Source organism: Flavobacterium anhuiense (assembly GCF_050990855.1).
GTDB lineage: Bacteria > Bacteroidota > Bacteroidia > Flavobacteriales > Flavobacteriaceae > Flavobacterium > Flavobacterium anhuiense_C.
Map to the genome: position 1 here is coordinate 3,428,156 of NZ_CP158861.1, position 19,526 is coordinate 3,447,681.

General features: G+C 34.9%; 16 protein-coding genes. 5 read left to right on the forward strand and 11 right to left on the reverse strand.

Annotated elements, in window-relative coordinates:
* Positions 1 to 192: 192 nt before the first annotated feature.
* Genes pgl through gndA form a run of 3 tightly spaced genes read right to left on the reverse strand, consistent with a single transcriptional unit; the run spans position 193 to position 3,862 of the window.
* Positions 193 to 909, reverse strand: coding sequence for a 6-phosphogluconolactonase (gene pgl / locus ABTV69_RS15195; protein ID WP_433830183.1), 717 nt, complete (start codon positions 907 to 909; stop codon positions 193 to 195).
* Entirely contained in the window at positions 893 to 2,422 is a 1,530-nt protein-coding gene (gene zwf, locus ABTV69_RS15200; protein WP_433830185.1) for a glucose-6-phosphate dehydrogenase, read from the reverse strand. Before zwf ends, pgl begins: the two co-directional genes overlap by 17 nt.
* 30 nt (positions 2,423 to 2,452) lie before the next feature.
* Positions 2,453 to 3,862 carry an NADP-dependent phosphogluconate dehydrogenase gene (gndA, locus tag ABTV69_RS15205; RefSeq protein WP_433830187.1) on the reverse strand — a complete coding sequence of 470 codons (1,410 nt, stop codon included), beginning with the start codon at positions 3,860 to 3,862 and terminating at the stop codon, positions 2,453 to 2,455.
* A gap of 530 nt (positions 3,863 to 4,392) precedes the next feature.
* Here gndA and ABTV69_RS15210 point away from each other — a divergent pair.
* On the forward strand, positions 4,393 to 6,156 hold the full coding sequence (locus tag ABTV69_RS15210; protein WP_433830189.1) for a hypothetical protein: 1,764 nt from the start codon (positions 4,393 to 4,395) through the stop codon (positions 6,154 to 6,156).
* A gap of 166 nt (positions 6,157 to 6,322) precedes the next feature.
* Here the strand turns inward: ABTV69_RS15210 and ABTV69_RS15215 are convergent, their stop codons facing one another.
* The gene (locus tag ABTV69_RS15215) at positions 6,323 to 6,658 is read right to left on the reverse strand and encodes a winged helix-turn-helix transcriptional regulator (protein ID WP_433830191.1); all 336 of its coding nucleotides are present in this window, start codon (positions 6,656 to 6,658) and stop codon (positions 6,323 to 6,325) included.
* A 99-nt stretch (positions 6,659 to 6,757) separates the two neighbouring features.
* Here ABTV69_RS15215 and ABTV69_RS15220 point away from each other — a divergent pair, with 99 nt between their 5' ends.
* Together ABTV69_RS15220 and ABTV69_RS15225 are read left to right on the forward strand one after the other, a co-directional pair.
* On the forward strand, positions 6,758 to 7,501 hold the full coding sequence (locus tag ABTV69_RS15220) for an SDR family oxidoreductase (RefSeq protein WP_433830193.1): 744 nt from the start codon (positions 6,758 to 6,760) through the stop codon (positions 7,499 to 7,501).
* Positions 7,502 to 7,948: 447 nt separating this feature from the next.
* On the forward strand, positions 7,949 to 8,917 hold the full coding sequence (locus ABTV69_RS15225; protein ID WP_433830195.1) for a LysR substrate-binding domain-containing protein: 969 nt from the start codon (positions 7,949 to 7,951) through the stop codon (positions 8,915 to 8,917).
* 359 nt (positions 8,918 to 9,276) lie between these two features.
* Here ABTV69_RS15225 and ABTV69_RS15230 read toward each other — a convergent pair whose 3' ends face one another.
* The 7 genes from ABTV69_RS15230 to ABTV69_RS15260 form a co-directional block, all read right to left on the reverse strand.
* Positions 9,277 to 10,068, reverse strand: coding sequence for an alpha/beta hydrolase (locus ABTV69_RS15230; protein WP_433830197.1), 792 nt, complete (start codon positions 10,066 to 10,068; stop codon positions 9,277 to 9,279).
* Between the two features lie 143 nt (positions 10,069 to 10,211).
* Positions 10,212 to 10,628, reverse strand: a complete 417-nt coding sequence (locus tag ABTV69_RS15235) for an OsmC family protein (protein ID WP_433830199.1) — start codon at positions 10,626 to 10,628, stop codon at positions 10,212 to 10,214.
* A gap of 380 nt (positions 10,629 to 11,008) precedes the next feature.
* Positions 11,009 to 11,320, reverse strand: a complete 312-nt coding sequence (locus ABTV69_RS15240) for a hypothetical protein (protein WP_433830201.1) — start codon at positions 11,318 to 11,320, stop codon at positions 11,009 to 11,011.
* Between the two features lie 28 nt (positions 11,321 to 11,348).
* On the reverse strand, positions 11,349 to 12,653 hold the full coding sequence (locus tag ABTV69_RS15245; RefSeq protein WP_433830203.1) for an adenylate/guanylate cyclase domain-containing protein: 1,305 nt from the start codon (positions 12,651 to 12,653) through the stop codon (positions 11,349 to 11,351).
* Between the two features lie 2 nt (positions 12,654 to 12,655).
* Positions 12,656 to 13,213, reverse strand: a complete 558-nt coding sequence (locus ABTV69_RS15250) for a Pycsar system effector family protein (protein WP_433830205.1) — start codon at positions 13,211 to 13,213, stop codon at positions 12,656 to 12,658.
* A gap of 257 nt (positions 13,214 to 13,470) precedes the next feature.
* Complete coding sequence (locus tag ABTV69_RS15255; protein WP_433830207.1) at positions 13,471 to 14,406, reverse strand: hypothetical protein; 936 nt, start codon at positions 14,404 to 14,406, stop codon at positions 13,471 to 13,473.
* Between the two features lie 125 nt (positions 14,407 to 14,531).
* Positions 14,532 to 14,765, reverse strand: coding sequence for a hypothetical protein (locus ABTV69_RS15260; protein WP_433830209.1), 234 nt, complete (start codon positions 14,763 to 14,765; stop codon positions 14,532 to 14,534).
* 582 nt (positions 14,766 to 15,347) lie between these two features.
* On the opposite strand from ABTV69_RS15260, the gene ABTV69_RS15265 reads away from it, so the two are divergent.
* On the forward strand, positions 15,348 to 17,882 hold the full coding sequence (locus tag ABTV69_RS15265) for a hypothetical protein (protein WP_433830211.1): 2,535 nt from the start codon (positions 15,348 to 15,350) through the stop codon (positions 17,880 to 17,882).
* 226 nt (positions 17,883 to 18,108) lie between these two features.
* Positions 18,109 to 19,365, forward strand: a complete 1,257-nt coding sequence (locus ABTV69_RS15270) for a retropepsin-like aspartic protease family protein (RefSeq protein ID WP_433830213.1) — start codon at positions 18,109 to 18,111, stop codon at positions 19,363 to 19,365.
* Positions 19,366 to 19,526: the final 161 nt, after the last annotated feature.

The window sequence follows — 19,526 nt, forward strand, 5'->3', positions numbered from 1 at the left end:
AAAAAGATTTAAGCTGATTCCGCGGATTTTTTTTTTAAATTTTATCTGCCAGATCTGCTAAATCTGCGAGAGATAAATTAGAAAAAATCTTTTTAATCTGCTTAAATCTTTTAAAATCTGCGTGAAACTCAAAAAAAAAAGTTTACACTTTTCAGCATAAACCTTAATTTCTAATATTATAAAAAAAAAATCTTAGTTTGTTCCAGCAGCAGCTTTGTCTACTAAAAACAATAATTCACCAGAAACTGGCTTAATCAATTGCATTGGATACAAAGTCGGATTGTATTCTCCCGTTGTAACTTCTTTCAAAGCGTGCGTTTTCTTTTCTCCGAAAGCCACAACTACGATTTTTTCTGCTTTATTGATTAATGGCGCAGTAAGCGTGATGCGATACATTTTTTGCGGAGCTAAATAATAAGCATCGACCCATTTTGTTTGCTCTTCCAAAACTGCCTCGCCTGGGAAAAGAGAAGCCGTATGTCCGTCGTCTCCCATACCTAATAAAATCAGGTCAAATTTTCCTTCTTCACCTAAAACAGTTCTAACCGATTGCTCGTAAGTCGCTGCATATTCTTCAGGAGTTACGCCATCTTTGTACATTTCGAAGATATTCTCTTGCGGAATAGGAACGTGGTTTAATAAGGTTGAATAAGACATTTTAGCATTACTCAAATCATCGTTTAACGGAACCCATCTTTCATCGCCCCAAAAAATATAAACTTTACTCCAGTCTATTTTGTTTTTGTAAGCATCAGAAGCCAATAATCTGTAAATTCCCGCAGGAGAAGAACCTCCCGTAAGAACAGCTGTAAATTTGCCTTTTGCAGCAATTGCTTTTTCTGCAGAAGCCACAAAAAGGTCAGCCGCTGTAGTATTAATTTCTTCTGTGTTATTATAAATCTGTATCATTTAAAACTTCTTCTTTTGTTTGTGTATTCGGAATCCATTTATGGCCTTGGCGCGCTAACAATTCGTCGGCTTCTTCTGGGCCCCAGCTTCCTGCTTTGTAATTTGGGAAATTCTTCGGAGCAGTTGTTTTCCAAACTTGCTGAATGGTTTCAATTGCATCCCAAGCTTCTTCCACCTGATCCCAACGCATAAATAGAGTAGGATCTCCTAATAATGCGTCTGCAATTAAGGTTTCGTAAGCTTCTGGCGACATGGTTGAACAAGCAAAATAATCAAAAACCATTTCAGCTGGTCGTAGAGACATTGATAAACCTGGTTTTTTGGTCATAAATTGCAGTTTAATGTCCATTGAAGGCTGAATATTGATAATCAGTCTGTTTGGTGTCATGCCTTCTTTTCCATAAGAAAATGAAGAATGCGGCACTGGTTTAAACTGAATAATGATCGAAGATTGTTTTTCTTCCATTCTTTTTCCTGAACGCAAATAGAACGGAATTCCCTGCCATCTCCAGTTGTCTAGATAAATCTTCATTGCCACATATGTTTCTGTAAGAGAATCGGGAGCAATACCTTTATCCTGACGGTAACCAGGAACTGGAACACCTTTAATTTCTCCAGCATCGTACTGACCTCTTACGATATAATGATCCACTTCTTCTGGTTTGATTCGGCGAATCGATTTCAAAACATCTGCTTTTCGATTACGAATATCATCAGCATTTAAAGAAGCAGGCGCTTCCATAGCCGTCATACACAAAATCTGAAACAAGTGGTTCTGAATCATATCTTTTAATGCACCGACACCTTCGTAGAATCCGCCGCGTTCTTCAACGCCAACTTCTTCTGCAACGGTAATTTGCACGAAATCAATAAAATTACGGCTCCATAAAGGCTCAAACATAGAGTTTCCAAATCGGAAAGCTAAGATATTCTGAACGGTTTCTTTTCCTAAATAGTGATCGATTCTATAAATCTGCTCTTCTTTGAAAGTCTGCGAAAGCATTTCATTCAATTCAATTGCAGAAGCTTTATCGTAACCAAAAGGTTTTTCGATAATAATGCGATCTTGTTTCGGATTTGCCGCCAATCCGATTTTCTTGATATTGCTTGAAATTGTCGAAATGAAAGAAGGCGTAATCGAAAGATAGAAAAGACGATTAGAACGTTCTCCAAAAGCCAGATCAAAATTGTTGATTTTCTCGTTTAATCCGATGTACGATTCTTCTTTGTCAATGTCAAGACTGTGGTAAGAGATGTGCGAAAGAAACTTTTCTGTTTCTGGATCGTTAATAGCTTTTTTTCTTGAAAATAGATTTAGATTTTCTGCTACATAAGCGCGAAAATCTTCATTGGTTTTTTCAGCTCTACCAAGAGCAATAATCTGAAACTTTTCAGACATACGTCCGTCAAGATACAGATTTTGAAAAGCGGGAAAGAGCTTTCTTTTCGCCAGATCCCCAGTTCCTCCAAAAATTACAATAATTGTTGGATTCTTTAGTTTATTTTTAGTCATTGTGTGGTGTAGTTGTGTTGCTTTATTTGTTTACTCAGCCCATTGAGTATGGAAAACGCCTTCTTTGTCGATACGCTCGTAAGTATGCGCTCCAAAATAATCACGTTGTGCTTGAATTAAATTGGTTGGAAGATTTGCAGAACGGTAAGCATCAAAATACGCTAACGAGTTCATTAATCCTGAAACTGGTAATCCTTTTTGAACTGCAAACTGAATAACCGCTCTCATTCCTGCTTGGTTGTCTACTAATTTTGAAGCGATTCCGCCGTCTAAAAGTAAGTTTGGCAAATCTGTTTTTGCTACGTATGCTTTTCTGAAATCCTCTAAAATTGTTGCACGAATGATACATCCGCCACGCCAGATTTTAGCAACTGTTTCTAGATTTAATCCGTAGTTGTATTCTTTAGAAGCCGTGTGAAGCTGCGCTAATCCTTGAGCATAAGTTACCACGATAGAAAAGAACAAAGCCGATTTTAAAGAAGCAATGGCTTCACTTTGAGAAACAGTTGTTTCACCAGCATTCCAAACTAATTGTTTAGCCGCTTCAATTCTTTCTGGTTTAGTTTTAGACATATCGCGCATATTTACTGCCGCGTCGATTGTTGGAACTGGAACTTGTAAATCCATTGCATTTTGCGAAGTCCATTTTCCTGTGCCTTTAGATCTTGCCCAGTCTGATATTTTGTTGATTAATTGCGTTCCGTCTTCATCTTTTTGTTTTAAGATGTTTCCAGTAATTTCAATCAAATAAGATCTCAAATCATCGGTTTGATTCCATTCAGCAAAAGTTTTCTGAATCGTTTCATCATCCAAGTTATAACCTCTTTTCATTAAGTCATAAATCTCAGAAATCAACTGCATGATTCCGTACTCAATTCCGTTGTGAACCATTTTTACGTAGTTTCCAGCAGAACCGTTTCCTAAATATTCTACACAAGGTTCGCCGTCTACTTTAGCCGCAATTGCTTCAAAAATAGGACGAAGTCTTTCATATGCTTTTTGATCTCCACCTGGCATCATAGCCGGACCGAAACGAGCTCCTTTTTCACCACCAGAAATTCCCATTCCAAAGAAGTGGATTCCTTTTTCAGATAATTCTAAAAATCTTCTGTCAGTATCCGTAAAATAAGTGTTTCCACCGTCGATGATGATGTCACCTTTATCTAAATGAGGAAGTAAGCTAGCAATGGCACTGTCAACTGGTTTTCCCGCAGGAACCAATAACATAATCGCTCTTGGCTGTTGAATCAATTCTACAAAATGCTTTACATCTGTAGTTGCTTCGATTGTATGATCAGGAGCAGCTTCTTGTTGAAGAGAGTTGACTTTTTCGGTATCTAAGTCTAGACCTGCAGCCGCGAAGTTGTGGCTGGCGATATTTAAAAGTAGGTTGCGGCCCATTACACCAAGTCCTACAATTCCAAAATCAAATTTGTTCATAGTTTTCAATTAACTAAATTATTAGAAAGCTGTTTTTTGCATAAAAAAGCACGAAAAAGCACAGTAATGTTTTTTAGTTCAATGTTTTGCAGAAAAACAATGGTTATTTTAATTTTTTCACATTCAAAATGCGACCGCTAAGTTAGTCAAAAATGCTGAAAAAGAAGGAGTAAAATAGTTCACTTTTGGTCTTTATTGTGATACTTTTTATGTGTAAAAAATACGCTTATTATGATTATTTCTAGTTATTTAGGCTACTAAATCGTTGTAATACTGGTAATGCGAATATTGAAATGCTTTTCTTAGCAAAAGAATCATGTTACTGAAGAAAAAAGGATAAAAAAAATATAACAATGTTTATTAAAAATATAGGATTTACGGTAATTTTGAAAATGCAATCACTAGATTCTAAATTTTTATTTTACAGATGAAATACAAGAAATACTGCTTTGTAATTGTGGGCAACAACTTTAATAGAGAAGAAATGATAAAAATCGAATACACAAATGCTACAGTAATTCCCTTTTTATATGTCTAACAATACAAAGTTTATTTTTGTACTTTTTATAGTAATGCTTATTTCTAGTGTTTCCTTTAAAGTAAATGCGCAATCGGTATTAGAAAACGAAATCTCTGTCACTGCAGACAAGAAACCATTAAGCAATGTTTTGAGCTTAATGGAAGAAAAAGGAAATTTTAGATTTGCTTATTACGGCAAACTGGCTGTAAAAGATAGTATCGTAAGTATTCATGCCGATAATGTTACTATAAAAGGAGCTTTAGATCAGTTATTAGGTTCTAAATACGAATACAAAGAATCGCCGGGATATGTTATTGTTCGTTATGCTCCTTTAGAATTGGCTCTTGTGTTAGAAAAGAATACTGTTATGAGCGACGGACAGCAAATTGTAGTTGGTTATATTGTAGATGCGAAAACGAATAATCGCCTCGAAAATGTGAGTGTATTGGAGAAAAATGCCCTGCTGTCTACCTTAACGAATAAAGATGGGTATTTTGAACTTCGATTAAAAAATGCGCCTCAAGCTATAGAACTGACAGCCGTTAAGGAGAATTATAAAACGGTGACGATGGTTTTTCTTTCTGAAATTAAAATTCAGATGGGAGACAAAAAGAATAAAACAGATTATATTGAGGGAGATTTTACTGAAATTGAAAGATCTGGAATCGGACGTTTCTTTATTTCTTCCAAACAAAGAATACAAGCGCTCAATCTGGGCGGCTTTATTTCTAAAGTTCCCGTACAGGCTTCTTTAATTCCGAGTATCAGCACGAGAGGAATGCTGAATACTCAGATTGTCAATAATTTTTCGCTAAATATTTTAGGAGGTTACAACGCTGGAGTTCGCGGTCTAGAAATGGCAGGACTTTACAACATCAACCGTATGAATGTTGATGCGCTTCAAATGGCTGGAATATTTAATACCGTTGGAGGGTCTGTAAACGGAATTCAGTTAGCCGGAATCTATAATAATGTTTTTGGCAATTTGAGAGGTTTGCAGATAAGCGGTATTCACAATAGTGTAAAAGGTGCACAAATTGGTTTGCAGATGAGCGGAATCTATAATAATGTGTATAAAGATTCTAAAGGAGTTCAAATTACAGGAATTAGCAATACCGCAAAAGGTTCTCAGAACGGACTACAGTTTTCGGGGATTTGCAATATTGGAAAAGACACCGTGCGAGGTGCTCAAATTACGGGACTTTTTAATTATGCCAAAGAATTAAACGGAGTCCAATTTGGATTGGTAAACGTTACGGGTTCGCCATCTGGTTATAGTTTTGGTTTGCTAAATTTTAAAAAAGGCGGTTACAAGAAAATTAGTATTACTAGCAACGAAATCTCAGATATAAATGTTGCTGTCAAAACAGGAGACCATAAAATGTATACCATTTTGATGGCGGGAAGAAGCGACCGAAACGATGAAGAAAAGTTATTTTCTTTCGGAATCGGATTAGGAAAGAACATTCCATTAGGAAAACGTTTTGCTTTTAATCCCGAATTCAGCACGCAATATCTGTATTTAGGAAATTGGGACATTTTCAATTCCTTGACTAAATTTGATTCTTCCTTTTCTTTTCAGTTATGCAAAGGCGTAGCATTATCTGCAGGACCCTCTTTTAATTTGTATTGGTCGGAGAAACAAGATAAATACGGTAATCCAAACACTTCTACATTTGTGCAGGATCGTACTAAGAACTATACTGTGATTAAAAACAATAGTAGAGATATTCTCGGTTGGATAGGATGGAGTTTTGGATTGACTTTCTTTTAAAAATAATATAAAAGCTTATAAATAATGGTTTTATAAGCTTTTTTGAAATTATATATTTAAAATAATTTTAGCGTCTCTCTTTTTTTCTCTCGCAGATTCAGCTGATAAAGCAGATTTTTTTAATTTGTATAATCTGCGAAATCTGCAAAATCTGCGTGAGACTATTTTAAGAGTTTCGAATAATCTCCTCTCGATGCGATTTTCCCCATTTGATCATTTCTTCAATCACAGGACCAAAAGATTTGCAATACGGAGTTGATTCGTATTTGACTTGAATCTCTGCATCGCGATCTTCGGTTCTTTTAATGAGCATATTGATTTCCATTTCTTTCAATTCTCTAGAAAGCATGCGCGTGGTGATTCCCGGAATACTGCGTTCGATTTCCCTAAAACGATGATTTCCATTACAAATCGAATTGATAATCGGCAAACGCCATTTTCCGCCCAAAACATGCAGCGTGTCCTGAAGCGCTTGTACTTCTTCTTTTTGGTTTCTTTCCATCCTCTTCAAAATTAGTTTGGTATACTCCGTGATACTGGTTACAAAGTTATACCATTTTGGATTTAAATTTGTCAAATAATTATTAAATAATTGAAACAAATGGAAAATCTAAAAAATAAAACAGCCGTTATCACAGGCGGAAATAGCGGAATAGGATATGCAACAGCGAAACAATTAAAAGAGCAAGGCGCTAATGTGATTATTACAGGAAGAAGAAAAGAAGCGATAGAAAAAGCCGCTTTAGAATTGGGCGTTACCGCAATTACAGCAGACCAATCGAATGTTTCGGATATCGAAAAACTGGCAGCTCAAGTAAAAGCCGATTTCGGTTCGGTTGATATTTTGTTTGTCAATGCAGGAATTGCAGGTTTGGGAACAATCGAACAAACCACAGAAGAATTGTATGACAGCATTATGAATGTCAATTTAAAAGGCGCGTTTTTCACTTTAAGCAAATTTACCCCGATTTTGAAAGACGGCGCTTCAGTGGTATTTCTTTCTTCTAATACAGCAAGTATGCCAGGTCCGGGATCTTCTGTTTATTCAGCAAGTAAAACGGCTTTAAATTCTATAATGAGATCGGCAGCTTTAGAATTAGCGCCAAGAAAAATCAGAGTGAATTCGGTAAGCCCAGGACCAACTGAAACTGAGGTGATGAAAAAAGTAGGTTTAGACGAAACTACTGTAAAAGGAATTATGGATGTTGTAGTAGAAAAAGTGCCACTAAAACAAATGGGAAGGGCAGAAGATGTTGCTAAAATGGTGGCGTATTTAAGTAGTGAAGCTGCGCAGTTTATGACGGGTTCTGATGTTATTATGGATGGCGGAATGGTTTTGGCCTAAGGTGCTGAGTTGCTAAGATTCTAAGATTCTAAGTTTCTGAGTTTCTGAGTTTCTAAGTTTCTGAGTTTTTTTCTTGAGCGAAAAAAAGCTAATTCCTTATTGAATACTAAAAACAAAAGCGATCTGATTAGGATCGCTTTTTTGATTTCAAATAAGTTTATTTTGAAAAAACATCATTTAGGAACGATAAACACAGCATGCTCCAAAAACTACTCCATCTGCATTTACTCCATTCCGTTACACTGTTCATGATTATGTACGATAAATTGGATACTTTGGATTTTGTTTTTTGTGAAAAGATGATAATTATTTTGATTCTAAATAATTTAGGTTTGCTCAGCAACTTTCTCAAAGTTCCAAACTTTGAAAAATTTTTCACCAAAAACTAAAAGTAAAAACTGACCAACTTAGTATCTTAGCATCTCAGTAACTTAGTAGCTAAAAAAAATGACCATCCAGCAGTTAAAATATATTGTTGCCTTAGACGATGAACGACATTTCGCAAGAGCTGCCGAAGTTTGTATGGTAACGCAGCCGGGATTGACTATTCAGTTAAAAAATCTAGAAGAAGAAATCGGAATCAAGATTTTTGATCGAAATAAAGTGCCGTTGACACCAACCGTTTTAGGAATTGAAATTATCAATAAAGCCAAAAAGATACTTCGTGAAGTTGATGAAATTCGTGATTTTGTGATCAACGAAAAAAATCTGTTGGAAGGGGAGTTGAAGCTTGGTATTATTTCCACTTTATCACCTTATCTGATTCCGTTATTTATTCAGGCCATGAAAGAAGCGGCGCCAAAAGTGCATTTTATTATTAAGGAAGGCTATACAGGGCATTTAATGCGCGATTTAGAAACGGGTGCCATTGACGTTGCGATTATGGCAACACCAACTGGAAATCCGAATTTAATCGAACATGTTGTTTTTAAAGAACCATTTGTTGCCTATCTAAATCAGGGGCATCCCATGGCAAATGACGAATTTTACGAAATGCAGCCCGGCGACAAAACCGAATTATTATTGCTGCATCATGAATATTGCTACAACGCTCAATTGCTAGACATCTGCGGACTAAAAACATCCGATAAAATAAAAGAACAATTTACCTACGATATCAACTCAATTGAAACCTTAAAAAATCTAGTTCGCGCCCATTTAGGATTTGCAATTATTCCGAAGCTTTCCACCATAAACGAATCAGGCGGACTTTTTAAACCTTTCAAAGAACCCGTTCCCGTAAGAGAAATAAGTCTAGTAGTTTCCGATTCCTTCTCCAAGAAATTATTACTAGAGAAAATGAACGAAGCCATCTGGAACTGCCTTCCCGAATCACTCAAAAAAGATTTCACATATAAAAAAATCCGCTGGAACGATTCGCCTTATTTTATAAAAGCAATAAGTAAGATTTCTTAAAATCCCAATACTAAAATTCCAAATTCCAATAAAGTATGACTTGGAATTTGGAATTTTTTATTTAGAATTTTCACGTCCAGTTTTGTCATTTCGACGAAGGAGAAATCTCCGCGAGAAACTCTACAAAGATTGGTGACATTCTATGCGGAGCTACTTGTGGAGATTTCTCCTTCGTCGAAATGACAATATTGAGAAAGTTTGGAATTTCATACAAAGTTTTGTCTTCCTGAGCGAAGGCGAAGGACACGCAAGTAGCTCTACAAAGAATGTCGCTAATCTTTGTAGAGCTACTAGTGTGATTTCTCCTTTCAGTCGAAATGACAAAAGAACTTGGAATTTGGAATTTAAGACATTGGAATTTAATTTTTAGACGCTTCAACAATCACATTCGCCACTTTCTCAGGCTGAGAAATAAACACCACATGACTACCTTTAATTTCAGTGATTTTGGTGTTAGAACGTTTATACATGGCACGTTCGATATCCGGATTGATGCTTTTATCTTCAGTTGCTACGATTCCGTACGAAGGTTTAGTTCTCCAAGCCGCGTTAGTTATTTTGGTTAAAAAGCCTTGTGCATGAAAAGCACCTTGCGAAGCATACATAAAATCGGCTTGTTCTTTGCTCAAATCACCTGCAAAACCAGCGTGGAATTTAGCTTTGTCATAATAAGCAATACCTTTTTCATCTGGAGGCAATACACCATTTTCTGGAGCTGGAGGCGCAGTTTGCAACCATTGAACAGAATTTTCGCCATTATCAGGCTGTAAAGCCGCAACGTAAACCAAAGCCGCTACTTTCGGGTGATTTCCAGCTTCTGTAATTACAGTTCCGCCCCAAGAATGTCCTACCAAAATTGTAGGCCCATCTTGTTTGTCTAAAGCTAAGTTTGTAGCTTGAACATCATCCTCCAAAGAACTCAATGGATTCTGAACAATCGTTACATTATAGCCTTTTTTAGTCAAAACCTTGTATAAACCCTGCCATCCAGAACCATCTGCAAAGGCACCATGAACCAATACGACATTTTTAATTTGTGGAGCTGCTGTTTTTTGAGCGTTTACGTTTACTGACGCCAATAAGAAGCTAAAGATCAATGCTGCGAATGCTAAACAGCGATTCAATTTTTGTTTTATATTTAAAGTTTTCATTTTATTTTAGATTTTAGATTTTAGATTTTAGATTTTTTACAATTAAGTTCAAATTTTCCACAATCTTGTCATTTCGACCGAAGGGAGAAATCACACAAGAAACTCCGCAAAGACTTGGAATTTGGAATTTAAAATATTGGAATTTAATTAAGCGTTACAGTTAAAGTAATCTCAGTATTCAACAACTTAGAAATTGGACAAATTTCTTTTGCTTTTTGAGCGGTTTGCTGAAATTCTTCTGCAGAAATTCCAGGTACTTTTCCAGTAAGTTCTAGTTGAATTAAAGTTATAGTTCCGTCTTCAAAAGTTACTTTAGCGGTTGTGTCTAAATCTTCTGGAACGAAACCAGCTTCAGACAATAAAAAGCTTAATTGCATTGTAAAACAGCCTGAATGTGCCGCTGCGATTAATTCCTCAGGATTGGTTCCAACACCTTGCTCAAAACGAGTTTTGAATGATAATTGGGCATTGTCTAAAGTTGTGCTTTGTGTACTAATGGTTCCTTTTCCTTCCATTCCTGTACCTTTCCAGTTTGCGTTTGCTCTTCTTGTAAATTTCATGATTCTTATTTTTTAAGATTAATTTTTAGATGATCAAATCGTTTCTTTGATTTTGATGAGACAAAGGTATAGGGAAGGTAGGTATTAATCAAATTAATAATTTTTTATGATTATAAATTTTATTTATAATTATTAATTGGAATGGGTGTAGGGTTGAAAAGATGATGTTAAAATAAAAAATGGGAGGAGTAGAAGATGTTTGCTAAAATGTTTTCTTGTTTAAGTAGTGAAGCAGTATAGTCTATAACTTGAACAGATGTTATTAGAGATGGTGGGATGAGTTTTTGGAGATACTTTTTTAATTTACATATAAAAAGAGCTTGCAATTGATGCAGGCTCTTTTTAATAGAATACAGTAAGTTTATAATATTCTTGATTTATTACTTTAAAATAATTTGCGTAAATAAAAGTTTAAAATCTTTAACGGAAACTAAGTATCTAAAATTTTCTTTTTCCTGTAGTATGACGTAATGTGCAATTTTATGTTCTATATTATCAATAATTAAACTTTTATTTCCGGAGAATTCTATTTTAAATTTATTATTTGCAAAATTAGTTTTGGAAGATTTATAAATTTCTTCTCCTATATGGGTACTAGCATTGGAAAGAGAGTAAATGTCATTTTTATTATCTAATTTATATTCTAGAGTATAACCTTCGTTTGTAATTTTAGAATAAGTTATTAGTTCCATAATTTAAATAGTGCTTATTTAGTGTTTTTTAATGTACAAAAATTGGGAATGTTATTTTTTCAGGATTTAGGTGTCCTCTATTTATTTTGCATTCTATATGATGATGTCCTAAGAAAGCAGCATCCACAGTGCATTCCGTTTTGTTATCAAAATATTTGTCGAAATCAAGATTTAGTTGTTTTTGATCCTCAGCTTCTTTTCCTGAATTTCTTCCCCTCCATTCAATATTTTCAAATTCTAATTTTATATATGGTCTGTTATTTTTTAATAACTTAAAGTGAATTTTTTTTCCTTTTTTAATTGATTTTGAATTAGGATAATATTTTTCGATATTGCTTCCATCTTCGTCTGATATGTGACATTCGATGAATACATCTTTATCTCTAATTTCTAAGGAGTCTGAACCGCTTACTTTAGAAATAAATGGTAAAGAGTTTAAATATTCTTTCCAATTAAAAACAAAAAATGGATATGTTAAGTTTGAAGTAATATGGTATACTAATTCTTTATTCTCTGAATTTTGGTAATATGAATAAAACTCTTTTTTTATGTCAAGTATCTTTTTCACATTATCTCCAATTAGAATACAATTATCATCTGCTTTAGCCTGAAGCTTAGCAGCCATGTCAGTATGTAAACTAGTTGTAGTAAGTTCTTCACAACCAGCGACTCCATAGTACGACCATAAAACTTTTTCGTCTTCACCGTAATCAATACCAGCTCTAATTTTAAGAGGTCTTAATTCATATTGTTTCATGATATTTGATAATTCTACAGAAACAAATTGTGTTAATACAGCCACAGCATTAAGTGCATTTATTACAGCATCATTTGGAATTTTATTTCGTCTAACAAATTGTAAAAAAATTCCATCTCCTTGCAATCTGTGTACATGACCTCCAAATTGGTTTGCTACTTCAATAGCTAATGTTAAAAGTGAATCTTTAATTAATCGAACTTCTAATAATGTATACTTATCAATCAATCGTGTAGAACCTTTTATATCTATAAAAGCTGATACACAATGATGATTAAGATAATCTGTATTAGTCAAATTAGAAAAATCTGGATGAGGACCAATTGTAATATCTTCAAATGAGTCTTTGTTTTCACCAAAATATTTTTTTAATGTTTTTCTGTCATAGCTAAACAAGACTTTTGGTCCCTCTATAGTTGACGGAATCATATTGCTATAAGATCTTTCATTTAAAGTTACTCTATTTTCAGCGCTAAAGTTAACTACTTTTTGAGCTTTTATTAATTCTGGAGTAATTTTTACTTTTTTGGATAAAATGGCATCAAAATCTTTGCTGTAGTTTTCGAATAATTTCATAATTAGAAAATTGTAATAAATATTAATAGAATAACTATTAAAGTTAATTCTCCATAAATAATTTTCATGGCGATTTCTAAATTTTTATATTTTGTTTGTAACCCTTTTGCAAGATAAAAAGCTTGATTTGACATATCTTGTTCAACAAGTAAATCATCTTGTTTTATAAAGGATTGCCTAAATTTTTCAGGTGTTTTAAATTCTGCGACTGAATTGAAAAAAATATGTGAATGATATCCATCGCTACTTGAATTTCCTGATAAAATAAATGGATATACAGATTTTAAAATAAAAAACATTGCTAAAAGACTTAAAAGTGTTAAGAATATTATGCCAATATCAAAATAAATATAGAAGTCACAAGTAATTAATTCTTTAATTTTTGTGTAATTGGCTACTATTATTCCAACAAGAAATGTATTCATTGCTAAGAGAAAGTTACCTTTGGTATTAGCACCAGTTATATAAGTGTCAAATCGCTGAATGATAAATTTAGAATGATCTCTTTCATTTGTCATTTTCTTAAATATTGTTTGTTCGTCTTTACTTTTTTGATTCATATTTTATATGGTTATGTGTCGTGATAAATTGTAAACAAATATGAGTCTTTGGTTTTCAAATATTTTATGGAAAACCGTAATCAAGTCAAATTTATTCTAGACAAGAATATCAATTATTATAATTTAAACAATGGGTACTTTTACGGTATTTTCAAAACAGACTAAAAAACAAAACCCTCAATCTTTCTTTCAAAGACAAAGGGTTTTATTTTTTCAAAAAAGAAATAAGAAGATATTTTTGATTCTTAAAACTTATTTTATGTTTTTTTTAGTTTAAATCTTTTATTTAGTATTAGGTGCATAATTGATCCTGCTTCTGTAAATGTGAAGGATAGTCTGTTTCCTATTGCACGTCGAACCAGTATAGATTTATCAGTAAGAGAAGCAACTCCTGAAAAACTTTGAACTGTATTTAGTAGTACTTCGTGACCTCTTTTTTCAATACTTTCGAGAGTATGAAAATCTTGTAAAGTCATAGTATCTATAATCATTAATATTTTGGTTTTGACGTCTTGTGGTATCGTTGGTTGAGAAGCGACTTCGTTACTTATGATTCTTTTAAAATTAGTGGTTTCGATATCTTCAATTAGTCCTTTAGGATTATTATAGTTCGATTCTAATAAAGATTTTAATTTGGTAATTTCTAAATCTTTTGCCTTTAAAGCTTCTTGTGCACTTTTAAGTGAATTATTAAGTCCATCAACATTGGTTTTATTTGATTCATTAACTTGTTTAATACTTTCCTGTAAGCTATTATTGTTTTCTTTGAGGGCTTCAATCTGACTCATAAACTCCTGTATAGTTTGATTGCCTGATTCTTCGCTTTTCAAAATAAATTCTTCTCTTGCTACATTAGTTTTTTGTATCACTTCATGCTTTTTTATTTCATATCGCATTGTAATTCTATCGTTTTTGGTCGGTGCCAAATCAGTATCAATAAGAAGCATTATTTTAGGAATTAATAAAGTATACATTGTGGCAATAACTAGTGGCCAAAATATAGCCCAAAAATTACAATACTCGTGATTTATAACAATAATTTTATCTTCTATAGAAGCTTTCGAAAAGATTAATAGAAAAATAGCTCTCCAATTGTAAATTAAAAACGACCATAAAATAGCCCCGGATATAGGAGTTTTTAGTCGTTCTTTTGTTGAATCTATAAAATCTTTAATTAAATCAGCTATTGTCATTGGTTAGTTTTGGTGAAACAAACATAAGAAAAATAGTAAGTCAAATTAATAAAAATTACCGTTCAAAAAAACAAAACCCTCAATCTTTTTCAAGATCAAGGGTTTTAATTTTTCAAAAAGAAACCTTATTCTACATCTAAATACGGATCTAAAATTTCGGCTAGTTCATTGAGCCAATAGAAGCTGTCTCCAAGTTTGGCAGCGTTGGCCTGAATGTTTTCCTGATCGTTTAGAACGCCCAATGCTAGGGTGAGATTTACCTGTCTTATGGCTCTCGCCATATCGAGTGGGTCAATTCTGTCGTTGAAGAAATTCATTAGACCGATTTCGGCTTCTTTTGAAAGGGTTTTGGTACTCATAACTCTGTAATTTAGGAAATATAAAACCCATGTAGCTAAGGTGTCCTACGCTTACAGAAGCGTTACGGTTGTTTCCAATGCCGCCACCATACCACATGGGCAAGAAGTTTTTTAAGTATCATATTCTGTAATTTAGGAATCGCAAATATATCAAAAAAAGCAGGACTTAATAAGTAAGAAAAATAATAAGTTTTTGTAAAAAGTTGATTTCTGAAAATCTTCTTATGAAAACAAGAACCTTAGCCCTGATAGTCCCGAAGTCTCGGGAGAAATCCTTTTTCTTGCTTCTTTAGCAAGAAAAAGATATAGCGGATAGCAGGACACGAGCGATAGCGACTGACGAAGTAAATAGCTCCTCATAAAAATCCTCATTTCAAACCATACTACATAAAGTCAGATTTAAATTTTAAGTTTAAGAAAAGAAAGGTGTTTTACGTACAATTTGGTTTCAAATTACAATCTGAAACAAAGTAACGGTTTGATTTTTAGTTTTTTTTATTTGGTGAATATAATTTTATGGAACCAATTTTATAAGACGACCAGAAAAATAAATTTTTAATGAATAATCTAACTTTTAAATTTATGAAAAATGCTTTTCTACTAATTGCAGTTTGTCTGAGTTCCATTTTGTTCTCCTGCAAGAAAGATAAAGATCAATTGAATACAGAAACTGAAAAGTCTGATACAACCAACACTGGCTTAATTGCCGATAATGGCTGGCCACGCGAAGCAGAGAATAACGGTGCAAAACTGGTTTATTATCAGCCTCAAGTAGACGACTGGAAAGATTTTAAAGAAATTACAGCGCGTGTGGCTTTTTCGCTGACTCCAAAAGACGGAAAACAGGTTTTGGGTGTGGCTTCTTTAAAAGCGGAAACATTGGTAGACAAAGACAACCGAAGCGCTTTTATTAAAAATATTCAGGTTATGGATATAAGATTTCCTGCTTTGGACGAAAAGAAAGTTCCTGAAATGGAAAAACTGTTTAAAGAAACCCTGCCTCAAAGCGGAGATCCGATTTCGGTAGATCGTATTCTGGCAGATTTAAGTCATACCAAAAGTCCGCCGAAAGGAATTGCGGCTAAAAATGATGCGCCTGCTATTTTTTACAGCACGAATCCAGCGATTTTGTTAATTGTGCAGGGAGAACCGGTTTTGGTGCCTATAGATAAATCGGATGTTCAATTTGTGGTGAATACAAATTGGGATGTGTTTTATGATAAAACAGGAAAAGATTATTATTTATTGGTTGATAATATCTGGCTGACTTCAAAAGATATTGCAGGTAAATGGACCAAAACGACCAAATTGCCAGCAGATTTAAGCAATCTGCCTTCGGGACAGAATTATGATGAGGTTAAAAAAATGATTCCGCCACCGTCTTCGGGAGCGGCTCCAGAGGTTTTCTACAGCAATAAACCTGCTGAATTGATTGCAGTAAATGGAAATCCGAATTTCATTAAAATCGCTGGAACTAAATTGATGTATATTGATAATACAGAAAATGATGTTTTTGCGAATGAAGGAGACGGTCAATATTATGTATTATTGTCTGGAAGATGGTTTAAATCGAAAGCATTAACAGGGCCTTGGTCGTATGCAGGAAATAATTTGCCTGCTGATTTTGCTAAGATTCCGAAAGATTCTCCGCGTGCCAATGTATTGTCGTCTGTTCCTGGAACGCAGGAAGCGAAAGATGCGGTAATGTTGGCTCAAGTTCCGACAACGGCTATTTTGAAAAAATCGGATGCTGAAGCAAAAGTAAAAGTAACTTATGATGGCGGAACGGCTCAATTTAAACCTATTGAAGGCACAAAAATGGAATATGCGAGCAATACGCAAGAGAAGATTATAAAGGTAGGCGATTTGTATTATTTATGTTTTCAGGCGGTTTGGTTTATGTCGACAAGTCCAAACGGACCTTGGAAAACAGCCGATTCTGTTCCGAAAGAAATCTATACAATTCCGCCAAGCTCGCCTGTATATAATGTCACATACGTAACACAAACCACAACCGACACAACGGTAGAAAGCAGTTCTACGGCAGGTTATTTGGGTGCGTTTATTATTGGGGCAACGTTTGGCGCTATCTTGACGTATGGCACAGGATGGTATTATCCGCCTTATGTATATTATGGCGGAATGTATCCAATTTATCGTCCGTGGCCTTATGCGTATGGAGGAGGAGCCGTTTACAATCCGTGGACGGGTGGTTATGCGGCAGGAAGACGCGTTTACGGACCTTATGGTGCTGCGGGAACTTCGGCTTGGTACAATCCAGCAACAGGAAGATACGGACGTTCTGCAAGTGTTCAAGGATGGTATGGCGGTCGTACGGCTGCAAGTACGTATAATCCGTGGACGGGAAATTATGCTAGAACCAATCAGGGGCATAATGCGTATGCGCAATGGGGACATTCGGCTGCAACAAACGGAAATCAGTGGGCGCAGACTGGACATATTACAACCCGACGCGGAACAGCAATTGGTTATGAAACTTCGGGCGGAAAAGAAGGTGTAATCACGCACCGCAGAGGTGGAGGAACTACTGTTCATACCAACAATAATAATATCTATGCGGGTCACGACGGACACGTATATAAAAGAGATGCTAACGGAAACTGGAGCCATTATAATAATGGAAACGGCGGTTGGACACAAGCAGGAACTTTGGGTTCGTCTAAAAAAGCAGGTGAAGGAATTCAGAATAGACCAAATCAAGGTCTTGGTGCGAATGGAGCGGGAGAAAGAATTCAGCCAAAAGCAAACTCAAATTTAGGTGGTGAAACTCGATTGGGAGGAGGAACTCAGCGTGACAACTTGCCAAAAGCAAACCAAAACCTAGGAGGCGAAACCCGAATAGGCCATGGCGGAATGCAGCGAGACAATTTCCCTAAAGCAGACCAAACGCTTGGACAGCCGAATAAACCGCTTGGCGAAGCGGGTCGTTCTGATATTACAAACGATTTGGATCGTTCGGCTTTTTCTAGAGATAGAGGTGAAATGCAAACCCGTAATTTCCAAAACTTCCAAAGAGATGGTGGCGGCCGTATGGGCGGGGGAGGTTTCAGTGGAGGAGGTTTTAGAGGTGGCGGAGGCTTTAGAGGGAGAAGGTAAGAAGTCTAAAGTCTAAAGTCTAAAGTCGAAAGTTGAAAGTATAAAAGTTAGTTATAATTCAAAGAAATCAGGAATGGTAGAAATACTAAACCTGATTTTTTTTTGGAATCCTAATTTTGAAATTGTTTCGCCTGTTCGCTATCGCTCGGGTTCCAATTCCAAAACGAATGATTTGAATTTTAATTTTTAGATTTTCGCTATATTTAACATTCAAAAAATCAGATACATGAATTTTAAGAAACTTTTATTGGGTCTTTTATTTACCATAAAAGCGGTATCGGGGCAGACGAACTCGGAATCTATTTTAAAACAGCTTAGCAAACAGCATCAGTTTGCTAAAATGGATAGTTTGAACAGCAAAGAAAAGGGTAAAGATTATCATTTTTATAAAGCACTATATGCGAATGTCTGTAATAAGCCAAAGTTGTCCAACCAATATTTAGACAGTCTGAAAAATAATGAACTTTCGAATAGTTATGAATTCGCCAAATTGAAATATGATAATTATATCAAACTCTTTAATTACAATTCGGCTTACATGGCTTCTAAAGTCTTAACCATGAAATTTCAGGAGCATTTTACCAAGGACGAACTTCTTGACGAGATCAATGCACAAAGAATCTGGAAAACTTTAAGAAATTCAAAGCTACAGATTATCGATAAATTTTCGAAAATTATACTGCCTACGGTAAAAGATAAAGCAGGTTTAATTACTACAGAAGTGAAAGCAAACGGCACATCTGCACATTTTGTTTTTGATACTGGAGCAGGAATTAGCTGTATTACAGAAACTATAGCTGGCAAGATGGGAGTTAAAGTTCTTCCAGATAATGATGTCTCAGTGGAAAGTTTTACGGGACAGAAGAATAAAGTCCGTATTGGTGTTGCGCCAGAAATTAATATAGGAGAATTGAAAATTCATAACGCTGTATTTTTAGTATATCCAGATAAGGCGTTTAGTTTTGCAGACGGAGCGTATGTGATCAACGGAATTATTGGTTTTCCTATAGTAAAAGAATTAGGAACGATTACACTTGAAAAAGATAAACTTACATTTTCAAAAGAATTAGAATCGGATATCAATGAAAGGAACTTATTCGTAGACGAACTCAGAGCAATTGTGATGCTTCAATATAAAGGGAAAACCCTGCCTTTCAATTTTGACAGTGGTGCAAAAGTTAGTTTGTTCAACAAAGCATTTTACGAAACATTCAAAACCGAATTGGATCAAATCGCTACTAGAGAAACGGTAAAAGCTTCTAGTGCAGGGGCAGAAGTGATTTCAACAGATGTGCTGGTTTTAAAAGACCAGCCTTTATTGCTTGGAAATAAAACAATTCAGCTCCCAAAAATGGAAATTGATCCAAAAGATTATGGCGTTTATGGCGAAGTGAATTTCGGGAATATTGGCCAAGATGTCCTAGGACAATTTGAAAAAGTAGTAATTAGTTTTGATAACAATTATTTGAAATTAGAGAATTAGATCCAGAAATTTAATCTCGTAATCCCGATAGCTATTGGAAGTAAAGCTTTGTGGATTAGAATGATGCAAATTGCTCGCAAAGTCGCGAAGTCGCAAAGATTTTAAAAACTCTGCGACTTCGCGACTTTACGAGATTAAAAAACTTTGCTCAAGATAGCTAT